15 protein-coding genes are annotated in these 15,936 nt (G+C 46.3%); 10 read left to right on the top strand and 5 right to left on the bottom strand.

Annotation, left to right across the window (positions count from 1 at the left end):
* The 5 genes from MKY42_RS31975 (at position 1) to MKY42_RS31955 (ending at position 6,788) form a co-directional block, all read left to right on the top strand.
* Positions 1-3,135 (top strand): ATP-binding protein, encoded by a 3,135-nt coding sequence (locus tag MKY42_RS31975; protein WP_339847592.1) that lies wholly within the window; start codon positions 1-3, stop codon positions 3,133-3,135.
* Between the two features lie 156 nt (positions 3,136-3,291).
* On the top strand, positions 3,292-4,620 hold the full coding sequence (locus MKY42_RS31970) for an ATP-binding protein (RefSeq protein WP_339847589.1): 1,329 nt from the start codon (positions 3,292-3,294) through the stop codon (positions 4,618-4,620).
* An 84-nt stretch (positions 4,621-4,704) separates the two neighbouring features.
* A complete protein-coding gene (locus MKY42_RS31965) occupies positions 4,705-5,073 on the top strand; it encodes a DUF4180 domain-containing protein (protein WP_090902853.1) in 369 nt (122 codons plus the stop codon).
* A 54-nt stretch (positions 5,074-5,127) separates the two neighbouring features.
* Positions 5,128-5,610, top strand: a complete 483-nt coding sequence (locus MKY42_RS31960; protein ID WP_090902855.1) for an SRPBCC family protein — start codon at positions 5,128-5,130, stop codon at positions 5,608-5,610.
* Positions 5,611-5,660: 50 nt separating this feature from the next.
* A complete protein-coding gene (locus tag MKY42_RS31955; protein WP_339847584.1) occupies positions 5,661-6,788 on the top strand; it encodes an SGNH/GDSL hydrolase family protein in 1,128 nt (375 codons plus the stop codon).
* Positions 6,789-6,889: 101 nt separating this feature from the next.
* On the opposite strand, the gene MKY42_RS31950 is transcribed toward MKY42_RS31955, so the two are convergent.
* A complete protein-coding gene (locus MKY42_RS31950) occupies positions 6,890-7,429 on the bottom strand; it encodes a dihydrofolate reductase family protein (protein WP_090903611.1) in 540 nt (179 codons plus the stop codon).
* Between the two features lie 68 nt (positions 7,430-7,497).
* Between MKY42_RS31950 and MKY42_RS31945 the strand changes: the two genes are divergently transcribed.
* The 4 genes from MKY42_RS31945 to MKY42_RS31930 all read left to right on the top strand — a co-directional run bounded on the left by MKY42_RS31945 (position 7,498) and on the right by MKY42_RS31930 (position 10,454).
* The gene (locus MKY42_RS31945; protein WP_179262387.1) at positions 7,498-8,406 is read left to right on the top strand and encodes a YafY family protein; all 909 of its coding nucleotides are present in this window, start codon (positions 7,498-7,500) and stop codon (positions 8,404-8,406) included.
* 268 nt (positions 8,407-8,674) lie between these two features.
* A complete protein-coding gene (locus MKY42_RS31940) occupies positions 8,675-8,941 on the top strand; it encodes a CD3324 family protein (protein ID WP_090902861.1) in 267 nt (88 codons plus the stop codon).
* Between the two features lie 161 nt (positions 8,942-9,102).
* Positions 9,103-9,648, top strand: coding sequence for a GNAT family N-acetyltransferase (locus MKY42_RS31935; protein ID WP_090902863.1), 546 nt, complete (start codon positions 9,103-9,105; stop codon positions 9,646-9,648).
* Between the two features lie 248 nt (positions 9,649-9,896).
* Positions 9,897-10,454 (top strand): rRNA adenine N-6-methyltransferase family protein, encoded by a 558-nt coding sequence (locus tag MKY42_RS31930; protein WP_090902865.1) that lies wholly within the window; start codon positions 9,897-9,899, stop codon positions 10,452-10,454.
* Positions 10,455-10,560: 106 nt separating this feature from the next.
* Here the strand turns inward: MKY42_RS31930 and MKY42_RS31925 are convergent, their stop codons facing one another.
* The 4 genes from MKY42_RS31925 to MKY42_RS31910 form a co-directional block, all read right to left on the bottom strand.
* Positions 10,561-10,992, bottom strand: coding sequence for an AbfB domain-containing protein (locus MKY42_RS31925; RefSeq protein WP_339847578.1), 432 nt, complete (start codon positions 10,990-10,992; stop codon positions 10,561-10,563).
* Positions 10,979-12,379 carry a family 43 glycosylhydrolase gene (locus MKY42_RS31920; protein ID WP_339853193.1) on the bottom strand — a complete coding sequence of 467 codons (1,401 nt, stop codon included), beginning with the start codon at positions 12,377-12,379 and terminating at the stop codon, positions 10,979-10,981. Before MKY42_RS31920 ends, MKY42_RS31925 begins: the two co-directional genes overlap by 14 nt.
* Before the next feature lie 289 nt (positions 12,380-12,668).
* The gene (locus tag MKY42_RS31915; protein ID WP_175381981.1) at positions 12,669-14,114 is read right to left on the bottom strand and encodes a DEAD/DEAH box helicase; all 1,446 of its coding nucleotides are present in this window, start codon (positions 14,112-14,114) and stop codon (positions 12,669-12,671) included.
* 291 nt (positions 14,115-14,405) lie between these two features.
* Entirely contained in the window at positions 14,406-14,762 is a 357-nt protein-coding gene (locus tag MKY42_RS31910; RefSeq protein ID WP_090902870.1) for a hypothetical protein, read from the bottom strand.
* Between the two features lie 469 nt (positions 14,763-15,231).
* Between MKY42_RS31910 and MKY42_RS31905 the strand changes: the two genes are divergently transcribed.
* Complete coding sequence (locus MKY42_RS31905; RefSeq protein WP_090902873.1) at positions 15,232-15,927, top strand: hypothetical protein; 696 nt, start codon at positions 15,232-15,234, stop codon at positions 15,925-15,927.
* Positions 15,928-15,936: the final 9 nt, after the last annotated feature.

The raw sequence follows: 15,936 nt of genomic DNA, 5'->3' as shown, positions 1-15,936 counted from the left end.
ATGAAATTACTTCAAACGAAACGTATGGACCGTTACAGATATATGATCATCATGCTAATCATTGTTGGCGTATTGATTGGCATGCGCTCGGCATGGTCGGCGTTTTTCCATACGATTGATGAGCATCGCGTCGTTAATGGAGTGCTTGACTTAAGGGGCGTGGATCTGGATCAGTCCCCGGTCATGTACTTGAATGGGGAATGGGAACTTTACCCGGATGAGTTGCTGACCCAACAAGATATTGCGAAGAGGAATGGCGGTGCGAAGAGTGTCCAGGTCCCAGGAGACTGGGGGACTGCACAGAATCAGGAACAAGAGAGTTCGTACGGTTACGGAACATATCGATTGCGTATTTTGACAGATCCGCTTCAGACGCCTGTTACCTTCTGGTTCAAAGGAATTCGAAGTTCATCCGAGATTGAGATGAATGGAGTCGCCGACGGCGGTATGGGTGAGGTATCCGCGGATAGCAGTACGTATATACCCAGAAGTACTTCATATACAGCGACTTACGATCACGAAGGAACAACATCTATTGAATTATTGATCCGCGTAGCCAATTACGACAGCCCGTATATGGGCGGAATTAGTAAGCCTGTTCGCTTCGGCTCACAGGCAGCCATTGATTTTTCGCGGTGGTACTCCATTGGGTTTCAGATGGTTACCTTTCTGATTTTGCTCCTTCACGGTATATATGCCTGTATTCTCTATGCATTTAATCCGCAGGAACGCGGCTTGCTGGTTGCGGCCATATTAACTTTATCTGTGGGCGCCGCAGTTATGATGGGTCATGATAATATTTTGATGTTATGGCTTCCGATTAATTATACCTGGGGCATTAAAATTCGATTAATCTCATTGTTGTTGCAAAATATATGTATCCTTCTGTTATTCCAGAGATTAACGATGGTTCATGTACGAAGGGCATGGCTACAGTGGCATGTTGTCATGACCTTGATCTATACGGCCGTGATTGTGGTGGTGCCCATTCATATTACCTTTGCCATGATCCATTACAACGTCATTAACGTATTCTTTCTTCTATCATTAATCTGGTATCTATACATCGTCGGAACAATGATCTTCAGGAAACAGGGGGATCGGGACATTGTGTTTCTGCTGCTTACCGCAGGAGGCATTACATCCAACCTGTTATGGAGTGTGGCCGAGACTGTCAGAGATGTGACGACAGTGTACTATCCAATCGATATCATTTTTGCGATTACCGGCTTCTCAGCCTACTGGTTCAAGAAGTACTTCAGGAATGTCCGAGAGAATATGAGACTGAATACAGAATTGCAGAAGAGTGACAAAATTAAAGATCAATTCCTGGCTAATACATCCCATGAACTGCGGACTCCGCTGCACGGAATCATTAACATCGCTCACAACGTGGTCACCCGAGAGAAGAGCAGGTTGGATGAACGGAGCCAGGAGGATATGGAACTGCTCATCACGATCGGTCGACGAATGTCCCATCTGCTTGGGGACCTGCTGGATGTAGTCCGGCTGAAGGAGCATCGAATTGTGCTGCGTCAGGTCCCCCTTTCAATACAGTCAGTGGTACCTGGTATTATCGCTATGCTGCAATTCATGGCAGAACGGAAACCGGTCCGCCTTCATATGGAAATTCCAGAATCATTCCCTCTGGTCCTGGCTGATGAAGAAAGACTTGTGCAGATTTTGTATAATCTGCTGCATAACGCGCTCAAACATACGGAGGAAGGGACGATCTCCGTAAGCGCCGAAATTCGTGAAGGACATGCCCTGATCCATGTGACGGATACGGGCATTGGCATGGATGAGGATACTAGGATGAGGATATTCCTTCCATATGAACAAGGGTCGTATGGAATAAGTGATGGACAAGGCATCGGGCTTGGACTGAATATCTGCAAACAGCTCGTAGAACTGCACGGCGGGGCACTAACGGTTCACTCGGAAATCGGAAAGGGCTCGGTATTCAGCTTCGATCTGCCGCTGGCGCATGAAACCCGTCAGGCTCAGTCGCAGCTCCCCCTGATCTGGGAACAGGCGATGGAGATAATGGAAGATGCTCCTGGTGGATTTCTGCTACGTCGCCCCGGTATGGGCGACGTAGAATCTTCGGCGACAGCGGAGATGGCTCCGTTGTTAAAAGAGGGGAAAGCAAACATTCTGGCTGTAGATGATGATCCGGTGAATCTGGATGTGCTGGTCAGCATTCTTTCAAATGAACCCTACACCATAACTACGGCCCGTTCAGGCCAGGAAGCGATGGAACTGCTGGGCACACGCCAGTGGGATCTGCTCATTACGGATGTGATGATGCCCAATATGTCCGGCTATGAATTAACCCAGAAGGTGCGGGAACAATTCTCCATGTCAGAGCTTCCGGTGTTATTGTTGACTGCACGAAGCCAGCCACCGGATATATATACCGGTTTTGCATCGGGGGCAAATGATTATGTCACGAAGCCTGTAGATGCGTTGGAGCTGAAATATCGGATACGTGCATTGACCATGTTAAATCAGTCCATCCAAGAGCGCCTGCGCATGGAGGCCGCCTATTTGCAGGCTCAGATTCAGCCCCACTTCCTGTTCAATACGCTGAATTCGCTTATGGTCTTAAGTGATATTGATACAGAGCATATGCGGAAGCTCGGTGAAGCCTTTTCATCCTATTTACGGATCAGCTTCAACTATCTCAATACAGGGGAACTGGTGAAATTATCACACGAGCTGGAACTCGTGGAAGCCTATCTTTTTATTGAGAAAACGCGATTTGAAGATCGCTTGTCGGTGGTATTGAACGTAGAGCCGGATCTTTCGTTGCTTCTCCCGCCGCTATCGATTCAGCCTTTGATTGAAAATGCCGTAAGACATGGGCTATTAAGCCGAAATGTGGGCGGGACGGTATGCCTGTCGATCTCTCGCCATGAGGGTTATACCCGTATTGAGGTGAAAGATAATGGCAAAGGCATCGAACCGGAGAAGGTTGCAGAGCTGCTACATGCTACGCCAGGTGGAAAAGGCGGAATAGGCATTGTGAATACGAACCGCAGATTGCTGCAACGGTATGGTCAGGGGTTATCTATTGTAAGTGAGCCCGGTGAGGGAACAATGGTGTCATTTGATATTCCGGATGAGATATAAGGAAATGGCCGCAGAAGTGAAGACTTCCGGCCTTTTTGTTTTGCTTGCACGTCGATTCCCTAATTTTTATTATTTTCTAATGCTTCTTACATATGTTAGTATATTTAACATTAGAAGCGCAGGTTTCGGTATTGGCGCTAAACGTTGCTATAGTGGGTGAAGAGATCGATGCGCAATTGGGTCAAAAATGAGAATGTGCAGATGACGGCCATTGCCTTTGCCACAGCGGTAGGTGCGCAATTCAAGATTAATCCATTCCGGGAAGATTATTTCCGAATCGGGTTGGGGGTCAGCATCCTTTTATTTCTGCTGATGATTATGCCGCACCTGTCTTATGTGAAGACAGGAATCTTGACAGGCATCGCGAATTTGCTGTTTCAGTCGGCAGATCTCATTAATCATGTACAGACCGTGTCCATTCTGGAAAGTATGCGGGACAATCTGGGGGCAGGCGTGTATTACGTGGTCTTTGCCTATGGGCTGAGCAAGTTCAGGCATCGATTTCATGAGATGCAGCCTCTTCTGCTCGGCGGGCTGATCACATGTATCGATTTCTCATCTAATTTTGTTGAGCTGCTTCTTCGCGGAATGTTAAGTGGGACCAATATCTTTTATATGAAGGAATGGTTGTATCTGCTTGTGGTGGGCGGTCTGCGAAGTTACTTTGTGATTGGGCTCTACAACAGTTTTGCGGTGAGGCAGATGCGGCTCTTGCATGCAGAGCAGGAGAAGCGAATGGAGCAGATGCTGAGCGTGAATTCGGGTCTGTATGGCGAAGCCTTTTATCTGCAAAAAGCCATGAATACGATTGAAGGCATTGCTGTAGACAGCTACGATCTTTATCGGGATCTGAGAGAGCAGGAATTGAACCAATATAGCCAGCGGACGCTCGGCATTGCTCAACAGATTCATGAGGTCAAAAAGGACTCCCAACGTATCCTTGCAGGTCTGTTGAAATTGTATGATAGCGAAAAAGCAGTGAATATGAGTCTTTCCGAGGTATTAAACTTTGCGATCAAAGGAAACCGGAAGTATAGCGAAATGCTGAACAGAAAGATTGAGATTCGCATCGAGCAGCAGTATGACTGTGACTCGCCTTACTATATTCCTCTCTTGACTGTCATGAATAATCTGATCGCCAATGCCGTGGAAGCTATTGAAAACGACGGAACGATTCGGATTCGAGTATTGGAAGAGGGAGCCGATGTGCAATTTGCAGTCATTGATTCGGGAAAAGGTGTACCCGAGGCGAAGCGAGATGTAATCTTTGAACCCGGTTATACAACCAAATTCAATGAAGTGGGCATTGCAGCAACCGGAATTGGCCTGTCCCATGTACGTGATATCGTTCAGTCCCTGGAAGGACGAATCAGTGTGGAATCGGCTCCACAAGGGGATAAGGGCTCCGCATTTGTCGTATCCATTCCGAAAGCAAATCTGGTCAATGGGGACGGTGCGGACCAAATGGTTCAAATGGATAAGTAAATAAATACACTCAAAAAGTCGTTGCTATTCATTAGGAAACTGCGAGATATTATAAAGAGAAAGGCTCGAGAAAGGAGAAATAAATTGAATATAACTATTGATCAACAGGGCAACTCCAAGGTTGCCATCATCGAAAGTGATGACATCGTTATTAACAATACTCAAGACGCTCTGGATCTGATGGCCTCTGTGAAATACACGGATGACGCACATAAAATCTTGATTGATAAATCCAATCTCACCGAAGATTTCTTCGAACTGAAGACCAAACTTGCAGGTGATATCTTGCAGAAATACGTGAACTACCAGGTGAAAATTGCCATAGTCGGAGATTTTGACGGATACAACAGCAAAAGTCTCAGAGACTTCATCTATGAGTGCAACCATGGCAAGCATGTTTTCTTTTTGAAAAACAAAGAGGAAGCACTCCAGGCTTTACATAATATCGATTAATTCCACATTCAGAGCGGTAAGCCATCGATTAATCCTTATGGAGGAGGTACCATTATGATTGCAGATTTGAAGTCAGTACCGAATGGCACCATAGCTTGTTTTGAACGTCATTGGAAGCACGCTGCGGAGGATGTATGGTCCTTTTTGACGGATAACGAAAAGCTTGCAAAGTGGTTCTCCGAACTCGAAGTAACGGACCTGCGAGAAGGTGGAAGCATCAAGTTTAATATGCCGGATGGTACCTTTAAGGAACTCAACATTATCGAGCTTATCCCTGGCACTATTCTCGAATATACCTGGGCAGAAGACCGTGTTCGGTTTGAGTTATATCCAGAGCCGAATGGGTGTCGTCTGCTGCTGCTCGAAACCATCCATCACATCACAAGCCATACACCTAAAGATTTAGCGGGGTGGCATGTCTGCCTGAACGTCATTGAGGCATTACTGGATGGTCGTACATTGGAATCTCGTGAAGCAGAATGGAAAATCTGGTACGAGAAATACCAGCAGCATGTGGATCGTTTTCTCAAAATCTAGTTAGATGAGACTGCCCCTTTGGGGCAATAATCATGCGGGAGGAACACATCGTGGGAGTTAATGAGAGATTACAATCGTACGCGTTGTCTGATGTTAGCAATCTCAAAGTACATGGCAGAACGACAGGACAACGGCCGCCCTTAACTTTGTTTTGGACCGGAAGTGCGGTTGAACTTAATGCAAAAGCTTCTGAGTTGTGGGTGGAGATCGAGTCCGATTATGACCTGTATGAACCTTGGATCAGCATTCTGATTAACGGTGTCCCGGTGAGCAGACAGATGTTAACGGCGGGTAGGTATTGGATCTGTGTATTCCGAGGAATGAACGAGAATGTGGTGAAAAATGTACGCATCGTCAAAGATGTACAGGCCATGAATGGAGATCCGGGCTGTTCCTTGCAGATTCATGCGTTAAAATCGGATGGTGTCTTCGTGCCTGTAGAGGAGAAACCGTACAAGATTGAATTTATCGGGGACAGTATTACATCTGGAGAAGGCGCGATCGGGGCTAAAGCAGAAGAGGATTGGATTCCGATGTGGTTCAGTGCCATACATAATTATACGACTATGACAGCAGAAGCGCTGAATGCAGAATACCGCGTCATCTCGCAGAGCGGCTGGGGTGTGCTGACGAGTTGGGATAACAATCCGAATGCAAATATCCCTGATTATTACGAGCAAGTCTGTGGATTGGTGACCGGAGATAAGAACGCAGCACTTGGCGCAGGGGACAAGCATGATTTTAACTCCTGGCAGCCGGATGTAGTGGTCGTTAATATGGGAAGCAATGATGGAGGGGCCTTTCAAACCTCGGCGTGGCAGGACCCCGCTACCGGAAAGGTGTACAAGCAACGCCTGAACGAAGACGGCACTTACCATGAAGAGGATCTGGCTGCTTTTGAGAATGCCGTGACCCGATTCTTGACCCAACTTCGAAAATACAATCCAGAAGCGCATCTCGTATGGGCATACGGCATGCTTGGATTCCCGATGATGCCAGCGATTTATCGTGCTGTTGACGCTTATACGAGACAGTCCGGAGATACGAAAGTCTCGGTGATACAGCTTCCCAATACGACCGAGGAGACGGTAGGCGCCAGAAGTCATCCGGGTGAGTTATCTCATCGAAAGACTGCTGATGCGTTAGCGGAGTATCTAAAGGGAATTTTAAAATTTTAATTTACATTTGAAATCGGAAGAGCCAGACCTCTCTTGAATTAGAGGGGCCTGGCTCTTAATTTAGTGCGCCTTGTACATCGGAGGAGATGTTTATGCTACGGTTACTCCCCTTGTACCTGATAGCGAATCGAAATGATCTGTCCCAGCGTCTGCGTATGAATCATTTTGAAATGAGTTGGTACAGTCCCTGTTGGAAACAGGGGGATTCCTTTGCCAAGAACCTTAGGAATAATGGCAATCTCAACCTCATCGAGCAGTTGCTGTTCCAGAACGGCTTGCACCAGCTGGCCTCCGCCAACAATCCAAATGTCACCGCTGGAGTCCTGCTTCAATCGGGGAATCAGGTTCTCCACAGCCTCGTCCGTAAATTGTACATGTGGTGCAGGGGCTTGTTTGGAACGGGAAAGTACATACGTCGGGCGATCCGCATAGGGGAAATCCTCTGACAGCTTGAGCACCTCTTCATACGTAAGACGTCCCATGACCACCGATCCAATCGTTGAATAGAACTCGCCATACCCGTTATCGCCACCATCGCCTTCCACATCGAACAGCCAATCCACCGAACCATCCGGTCTTGCAATGTACCCATCCAGACTCATCGCAATATATAACACGACTTTATTGTTAGACATATCAATCGCTCCCTTCTGAAATGTATGATACACTCCAACTATGACAAATGTTGACGTAGTTAGGTGGGGTGAATATGAATAATCGAAAACTCGCATTGATGCGACTCATGGATTCGAGAAAGAAATTTACGGCTCGTGAATTGGCGGAGCGTTTTCAGGTGTCGATCCGTACGATCCAGCGAGATCTGAATGATCTGCAGGAGCTGGGCTTTCCTTTGTATACGGAGGTTGGAGTGAACGGGGGTTACCGAGTACTTCCTAATCGAATTTTGCCACCTCTTCAACTCACACAGCATGAGGCTTTGGGGTTGTTTATGATGATTGAATATTTGGAGAACGTCCCGGATTTTCCGTATGGATCGATTCGTGAGCATCTCGCCGAGGAATATTATTCAACTTTGCCTCAGGATGTACAGGATCTGATTACACGGATGAGGCAGCACATTACGTTCCTTCAACATCATGCTGTACAGGCCGAGGCATTAACAACAGAGATATTAGGCGCAGCAGTAGATAAAAGAGAGATTGAATTTATATATCATTCCCGGCAGGGACATAAAACAGTACAGGTCTTCCCCATCGGCATCTATTACGATCATGGGTATTGGTATATGCCGGCCCGGAGGAAGGATCGGGTGCTGTTGTATCGGGTGGATCGCATGCAGGAGCTGGTTATGCTGGATTCCATCGACGAGTCGGTTCCTAGTTTGCAAGAATGGTTGAATTTCAAGGAAGAGAGAGAAAGCATAGAAGTCGTGCTGCAATTCACGGATTTTGGGGCGAGACTGGCAGGGTCAGATGTACTGTTCAAGTCGGTTGAAGGTAATGAATGGCGAGGACTGGTTCCGCATGAGGAGTTTCCTTTTACAGCGCGGAAGCTGCTCTCCTATGGGCCTGAAGTGAAGGTGATTGAGCCGCTGGAGCTGCAACAACAAGTGAGAGAGATGCTGGAACGGAGTTTGAATCAGTACAATACGTTGTAAAAGGATATCGCGTTCTCATATGGAACATATATATAAGAGTACCATGAAAACAGCTTATAATAGGATTTACTGAATGGGGGGCTACCATGATTCAATTCATAAGAAGTTTCACGATCCGCTCTATGCAGAGTCCATGCGATGAACAACGGCGGTTGTTTGTATAGAGCTTGAAATTCATTTCCGCCACACCCGTATAATGCGTATAACAAGTGTTCATCGGTTGACTCTGCTGCCTTAAAGATTTTAACTTTTAAGGAGCGGAGCAAATATGAAATATATTAACGCAGACACCATCTTTCCGGAATCATTGCTAAAGGAGATCCAGCGCCACATCCCTGGCGGATTGGTATATATCCCCAAACCGAAGGAAGCCCATCAAAAGTGGGGCGAGAATTCAGGCAGCCGGATGGTTTTGAAGCAAAGGAACGATGAAATCCGCCAGCTATTCGCTGCGGGCATGTCCATTGACCAACTCATAGAGCAATTTTGTTTGTCCATCGACAGTATCAAGAAAATTGTATATTCCAAAAAGTGATTTAAGGCTTAGAGCTGCATTCGAGAAATCGAATGTGGCTTTTTTGTGCAGGATTTGGATTAAATGATTTGTTGCCTATATTGTGCAGGAGAAGACCAATACAATGAGATTACAGAACGTTTACTAACAAAACAGTACACTAGCCATGGGGGGAGTTACATTTGAAAATTGACGTGCAGATAGCGCATAACAACGAGTCATATATCATCAAAAATATGTATCCTTTATACCTTCATGATTTATCCGGACATTATGGGCTGGATGCAGAACACACCCCGAATCAACACGGGATTTTTGAAATGGGTGATGATTACAAAACGTTGCAAGATCAATATGATGTCCAGAACATATGGTGGGAAAAACCGAACGTTCTCTATACATTTTTGATTAGAGTAGATGGCGTACCAGCAGGTTTTGTATTTGTGGCTACTGCGCCTCATTGTTCGGCAGACACCGATTTCTTTGTACATGAATTCTTTCTGATGCAGCCATTCAGAGGTATGGGGATTGCAGAGAACGCTGCAAAAGAGGTATTCCGGAGATTTCGGGGCCGATGGGAGTTGTTCACGAATCCTTCAGAGAAAAATAAAGTGGGTCAACACTTTTGGCGTAAAACCGTATCGAACTATACCCAGGGAAATTATAAGGAGCTGCTGGACCAAACCCATGATGGTAAAAAGGTGATCTTTAGATTTTCAAATCGTTAATCGTTATTTTAGATACTTTAGTTTTATTATGTTTAAGGGCCAAAGGAGTAATCCGGTGGGCTCTTTTTTTGTTTATGGATATTTCTACGCATTTAACCCGCAGCATTCGCAAGGTTTGTCCTATCGGAATATGATATAGCATGCCAAGGTCGCCAATCTTCATTATTCTTCATCATCGTTTCATCGACTGCTTCTTCAAATGTGGATTCTATACTGAGCTCAGAAATCAAAATTGGGGGTAGGACAGCATGGAATGGTTATCTTTTTTTAATCAGTACATCCAGGGTCCACGATGGATTGGGGCGATTGCCCCCAGCTCAAAATATTTAGCAGCGAAAATGGTGAAAGACATCGCATTTGACCGTGCATCCTGCATTGTGGAATATGGGCCGGGCACGGGGGTGTTTACGGAAATGATGCTTGCGAACATACAGTCAGGGACGCTCCTGATCCTGATTGAAAACAACGCCCGTTTCTGCCAGTTGCTGCGCAAAAAGTACGGTCATCTTCCGAATGTACACATCATTCATAATTCTGCCGTGCATGTCGATCAGCACATACGACAATACGGACTGAACAAGGTTGATTACATTGTATCCGGACTGCCTTTTGCGAGTCTGCCTACGGAGGTTTCACTGGACATTTTAGCTAAATCAAGGCAATATTTGAAACAAGATGGCAAGTTCATTACTTTTCAGTACACGTTACTTAAACGAGGATTACTCAAGCAATTTTTCGAAAACGTAAGCATGACAAGGGTCTACCGTAACCTGCCGCCTGCTTATGTATTCAGCTGCAGCCGATAACAATGACGAATAGTAGACAAAAGAGGCTACATCTTCAGTTGTGAGTTCTGAAGAAGCAGCCTCTTTTTCGAGAAGTAGATGCTTATTCTCATCTCCGAGTGCTAAACTAAAAATCGCTTCGCCCAAACGTGGCGTCACCCTTCACTGTTGCGCTGCTGGAGGCATTAATGGCATCCAGCTGCAATACATAGTCGTAATGCCGGATGTAGTATCCGGGTTGGCTGTACGACTGGAGGGATACTTTGGAGCTGTCAGCCCAGCCGGGGCTGCTCAGGAAGGTGGCATCTCCTTTGTAGGTGGCGGTATCCGTGTACGCTTCAAGTACGATTTTGTTGCTGGCATTGTGCTTCAGGAAGTAGCCAGGGAAGTTGATGGACTCCAGGGAGGTGCCTGTAGAGCTGCCCAAGCCGGGCACAACGCGGAAATGGGAATCCAGTACAGGTGAGACGTTGGCGTCGATCCGTGCAGTGAAGTTGGAATGACGGATGTACCGATCCGGATAATTGAAGGAGCTGAAACGGCTGTTAGTTTGTCGCATCAGAAGTTGCAGGGCCTAACATTTTGACCTCATGCAGGGTTGGGGTATACCAGTTGCCTGGATTGTTCCACAGGACAGCGTTGACCATATTGATCCGTACATAACGGGCGGTAAAATGAACAGCGTCAGTCGTAAACCCATAGGTGGTGTTGCTGGTTCGATCTAGCGTGGAGTAATTAACGCCATCATTGCTGATCTCAATTTTGTATTTATAATAGCCCTCTGAGCCTTTATACATAAACCAGGAGATATCGATCTCCGTGATGGTCTTCGGTGCGCCGAAATCGACCTGCCACCAGGCTGGCCAAGTATTGGACGATGCTGCCCAAGAAGTCTGATAGTTGCTGTCATTAACATTGGATGCAGATGAGCCGGAGGCTATGGAGATGGCGGTAGCTGTTTTGCCTTGGGCGTGATTAACAAGAGAAGGTGGCGTTACCGTGCCTGTTACAGCATCGATATTCCACTCTTTGTACCATTCCAGTGAGGCGGTTCCGTTTGAATCATCTAAGGTTAAAGGAAGCCAGATATGTTTATGTTCACCAAGATTGAGTGGATTCCAGCGGTCGCCCATATAAATATAAGATGTGGTGCTGCTGCCTGTAATGGTGGCAATATCATGGATCTGGGAGCCGAAGGCCGATGGATTGCCATAAGGTGTAAGAGCGGACCATGGGCCTGTCATAGACGATGTGGTTGCATACGCGCCCTGGTTTGGATACCAGCCAGCAGCCTGGGAGGTGAAGAGGTAGTAACGATTGCCCTTTTTCACAACGGCAGGAGCTTCACGATAGGCGTTCTCGAATTGCCAACCCACAAAGGATTCCACACCGGTATAGCTGGCGTTCATTTTGAAAATAGCCATGGTATCATTAGCCCCGCCATTCTTGCGGGATGCTGTGATCAGATAACCTGTACCGTCTGTATCTATAAAAACAGTCATGTCTCGTGACTCGTAATCCAAAGGCCGAAAACTTCCCTCATACGTGAATTTACCGTTTGGTGTGCTACTCGTTGCTACCGCGACCCGTCCCAGATTGTAATCTGTACCGTTCTCGTAATGTGCCCATAGCACATACTGCTTTGTGGCGGCGTTGTAGATGACTTTGGGACGTTCGATTTTGCTGGAGGCCAGCTCGGTGGCTGAATCCTTGGTCAGGATGGCATTGCTGAACGTCCAGTTCTTCAGATCGGTTGAAGTATAGACATTAACGCTGTCAAACTTGCCGCTGACCGCATGCTCGCCATACCAGTAATACGTGCTGCCGACTTTCAGAATGTTTCCGCTATTGGCCTGAATGGGATTGCCTGCGGTATCCAGCCAATCGGAACCGTTGGTGATCGTCACGCTTGCCGCGCTGGTCCGCTCGGGATGAAGGCCAAACATGGTTAGCGTGAGCGCGAAGACCAGAAACCAGACTGCTTTCCTGTTGCCCATTACACACACCTCCTAATATCGGTCCTTTGTGAAGCGTTTACATATTTAGTGTAATTAAAATGGAATCTTGTACAAGTGAACAATGTGTACCCTGATGAACAAATGGAACTTTATCCCGAATATAGCGGGGATAGCGAGTAATTTTATCTCATTTCAATATATAAAAAAGAGGATAGTCGACTTATAAATAAGCCACTATCCCTTATTGAATAACACTCTATTTTAACGGGTTCAAAATCTATTTATGACCTTTGCGAACCTTGAGCTGCATTTTCTTGATCGTTGTATTCTGCATTACCTCAAGCACGAGTGGTCCTTTGCCGTTCAGAATTTCCACATCGGTTACATTATCCAGAATGGTAATAATCCCGATGTCGTCTGCAGTGACGCCTTCAATCTTGGCGATGGTGCCCACGAAGTCTACCGCACGAAGTTTCTTTTTCTTGCCTCCGTTGAAGTTCAGCTTCATGATCTGTTGGTTCAACTGTTCACGCTTGTCCTTTTTGCGTTCAGGCACGATCTTCAATCGCTTCTCGAACTCTTCCCGACGACGGTCAACAGCTTCCTCGGAAGGAGCTTTAACGACAGGGATCTCAAATCCGATATACGATTCGATCTCGGCCAGACGTCTGCCATCCTTCGGGGTAACCAAAGTAAAGGCTTTACCTGTTTTACCTGCGCGACCCGTACGGCCTGTACGGTGTACGTATCCCTCTTTTTCCAAAGGAATATCGTAGTTAATGACATGGGTAATATTCGTGATATCAATCCCGCGCGCGGCTACATCCGTTGCAATCAGATAACGGAATTGTCCTCTTCTGAATGCATTCATGACTTCGATGCGCTCATCTTGTTCCATGCCTCCGTGGATGCGATCCGCTGGATAATCGAGATCAGCCATGACCCGGAACAGTTTATCCACGTTCTCCTGCGTACGACAGAACACGATACAGCTATCTGGATTTTCAACAATAAACAAGTCCTGAAGCAGCGCCGTTTTGTTCACCTCTGGCACGTGAATCACGGCATGTTCAATCGTGGCTGTGGTAAGACCACTTGCCTTGATCTCAATCTCGACCGGATTGTTCATGTATTTGCGTGACAGCTTGGCTACATCTTCAGGGAACGTCGCGGAAAATAACATCGTCACTCGCTCACTAGGCAGTGCTTGAATAATGGATTGCACCGTCTCGATGAAGCCCATGTTCAGCATCTCATCGGCCTCGTCAATGACAAGGTATGAGATCCGATCCAGCGGCAGGGTGCCACGTTCGATATGGTCCAGTACCCGTCCAGGTGTGCCTACAGCGACATGTGTTCTTTGTTTTAACTCGGCTTTTTGAACATGAAAAGGAGACTGACCGTATAGTGCGGTTGCTTTAATACGCTTAAAGCGTCCGATATTGGTAATGTCTTCGTTCACTTGCAAAGCCAGCTCGCGGGTTGGCGTGAGAATCAAAGCCTGGGGTTTATTTTCGTTCCAATCTACCAGCTCACAGACTGGAATGCCGTAAGCGGCTGTTTTCCCGCTGCCTGTTTGGGATTTGACCACAAGATCTTTATTTTCAAGGGCGACTGGAATAACTTTGGTTTGAACCTCCGTTGGGGTTTCATAGCCCAGGCTATCCAGCGCTTTTACGATTTCTTCGCCAAGTCCATAATCTTTAAATTGTTGCTTACTCATCGTTAACCTCTTTTACGTTAGTTTTGAATACAGGGGCGTTTGGAATCGCATTTTGCGCTATGCTTACATATAAGCATTGCACCGTACATTTATCGTATACCTCTTCATTATACTCTATATATAGGTGCGCTAACGGAGTAATTGCTATGAGCATCTAGTTTAATGCTGCCAAACTTCATTTTCTGAGAAAAATTATGCGGCTGTACTTATGGGAATTGCATAAATTCCTAAGGGTGAAGGTGTATCAAGTCGTTTCACGTGAAACGAAATGTATCGGACTCAATACCTTTTTTAATGAATAACCATCTTCAAGGCTGTGGTCTGCGGGGGAGAAGATTTGGCGATAGACGGACCTGTCCACACTTCAGCCCTGCGTCCAACCAATGTTGCATCCAAAGGGGCAGTGACGGTTTCACCATTAATGATAAGTTCGGCATTTGTATGAAGAGAAATCAAGACGGATCCTGATTTATTACCGTTATCTTCTTCATTATCGATGAGGACCTGTCCCTTTTCTTCAACAAAATCCGTGATCACCCCGCTAACAGGAGCTGTCCCTTCCTCCTTTTCTGCTGATTCTGAAGCGCATCCTAGCGTTAACAGAAGCAAAACGAGCGGTAATAGGGATAAGCTTCGTACAATGGACATTCGTTGCTCACCTCATTCTTTTTGTGATGTATCTATACGTAAGACGGTTGCTGAGCCACTAAAGTTCCTGCACATCGCTGGAAAAAAGTATAAATCTACATTGAAGCTGGAACTGGAAAATGGAATATGTTAACATATGGGTAACTTACGGAACGGAGGGATACGTGTGGCAAATTTTATCCGATGGAGATAGTATGGCGAAACGTTTGTTTGCGCTTGCTGTATTTCTGCCTGTGTGCAGCTCATCGGGATAGGTTTGCCTATTTACACGTATGCCGCTAGTCATTAAAGAAACGCTCTTTTAGAGTGGTTCTTTAGTGTACTACTATTTTTTGGCGAGCATTCAGGTACACCCCATATCCGCAATGAACTGCACAGGCATGGATGTCTGTGTTTTTTAATTTATTGAGGAAAAGGGGAGATCCTGAAATGACAAAATTGAACGTGAATGAGCAAAGGAGAAGGGTGCATGACACAATTTCGTGTAGTGTGTTGGTTGTTTGCAATCACGTTTACAGTCGGTCTATTGGGCTGCTCGGCCCCTTTTTCTAACTCAGATGATGATCAATCAGATGTTTTAGATGTTCTCTCCCAAGATCGGTTACAGGAACTGAGGGAGGAGTACCCATTCTCGCCACAGTCTCTCGTTACTCCATGGATGAAAAAAGTGACCTATAGAGAGATTATGGACTTCGCAGATGCAGTTGTTGTGGCAGAGGTTGTGAGCGTGCTGCCGAATTTCAGTATGTTGATAACCACTGAACCGGATACACCTGAACGAACAATGACAGAAAAGCAGGAGACTACGGGAATGACTCCCTACGAAGCTGAGTTCGTCTCTTACAAAGTAAAGGTGCACGAAGTGATTACAGGAGCAGATGTAGCCAAGGAAACATTTCTGTTCTATAACGCAGCGTTTGCGGCGCTTGAGCCTAAACTTATGCCTGGTCAGAGACTAGTTACAGCGGTCAAAAAGGGGGTAGAGTCCGAGCAACGTGGAGGTTATTCCTTCTCTCGTTATGGCACGTACTATGTCGTAGATGGGGATTATGTCCTTTCTGCCTACGAGGGGTTCTCCAACGAGGCGCTTGAATTCACCAAACAAACAAATGGAATCAAGCTGGATCAGTTTGTGAAAAAGGTTCGAAGCTTGGCGCAGGAGTAGGTGAACACG

This window comes from Paenibacillus sp. FSL W7-1088 (assembly GCF_037969855.1).
Classification (GTDB): domain Bacteria; phylum Bacillota; class Bacilli; order Paenibacillales; family Paenibacillaceae; genus Paenibacillus.
The sequence above is the reverse complement of the archived record's forward strand: the minus strand, read 5'-3'. Positions and strand labels throughout refer to the sequence as shown.

Bases quoted from the DNA above. Each gene is read 5' to 3' on its own strand.
- MKY42_RS31975 (WP_339847592.1), top strand. From the start codon at position 1: ATGAAATTACTTCAAACGAAACGTATGGACCGTTACAGATATATGATC.
- MKY42_RS31960 (WP_090902855.1), top strand. From the start codon at position 5,128: ATGATTGCAGATTTGAAGTCAGTACCGAATGGCACCATAGCTTGTTTT.
- MKY42_RS31945 (WP_179262387.1), top strand. From the start codon at position 7,498: ATGAATAATCGAAAACTCGCATTGATGCGACTCATGGATTCGAGAAAG.
- MKY42_RS31940 (WP_090902861.1), top strand. From the start codon at position 8,675: ATGAAATATATTAACGCAGACACCATCTTTCCGGAATCATTGCTAAAG.
- MKY42_RS31930 (WP_090902865.1), top strand. From the start codon at position 9,897: ATGGAATGGTTATCTTTTTTTAATCAGTACATCCAGGGTCCACGATGG.
- MKY42_RS31925 (WP_339847578.1), bottom strand. From the start codon at position 10,992: ATGCGACAAACTAACAGCCGTTTCAGCTCCTTCAATTATCCGGATCGG.
- MKY42_RS31920 (WP_339853193.1), bottom strand. From the start codon at position 12,379: ATGTTTGGCCTTCATCCCGAGCGGACCAGCGCGGCAAGCGTGACGATC.
- MKY42_RS31915 (WP_175381981.1), bottom strand. From the start codon at position 14,114: ATGAGTAAGCAACAATTTAAAGATTATGGACTTGGCGAAGAAATCGTA.
- MKY42_RS31910 (WP_090902870.1), bottom strand. From the start codon at position 14,762: ATGTCCATTGTACGAAGCTTATCCCTATTACCGCTCGTTTTGCTTCTG.
- MKY42_RS31905 (WP_090902873.1), top strand. From the start codon at position 15,232: ATGACACAATTTCGTGTAGTGTGTTGGTTGTTTGCAATCACGTTTACA.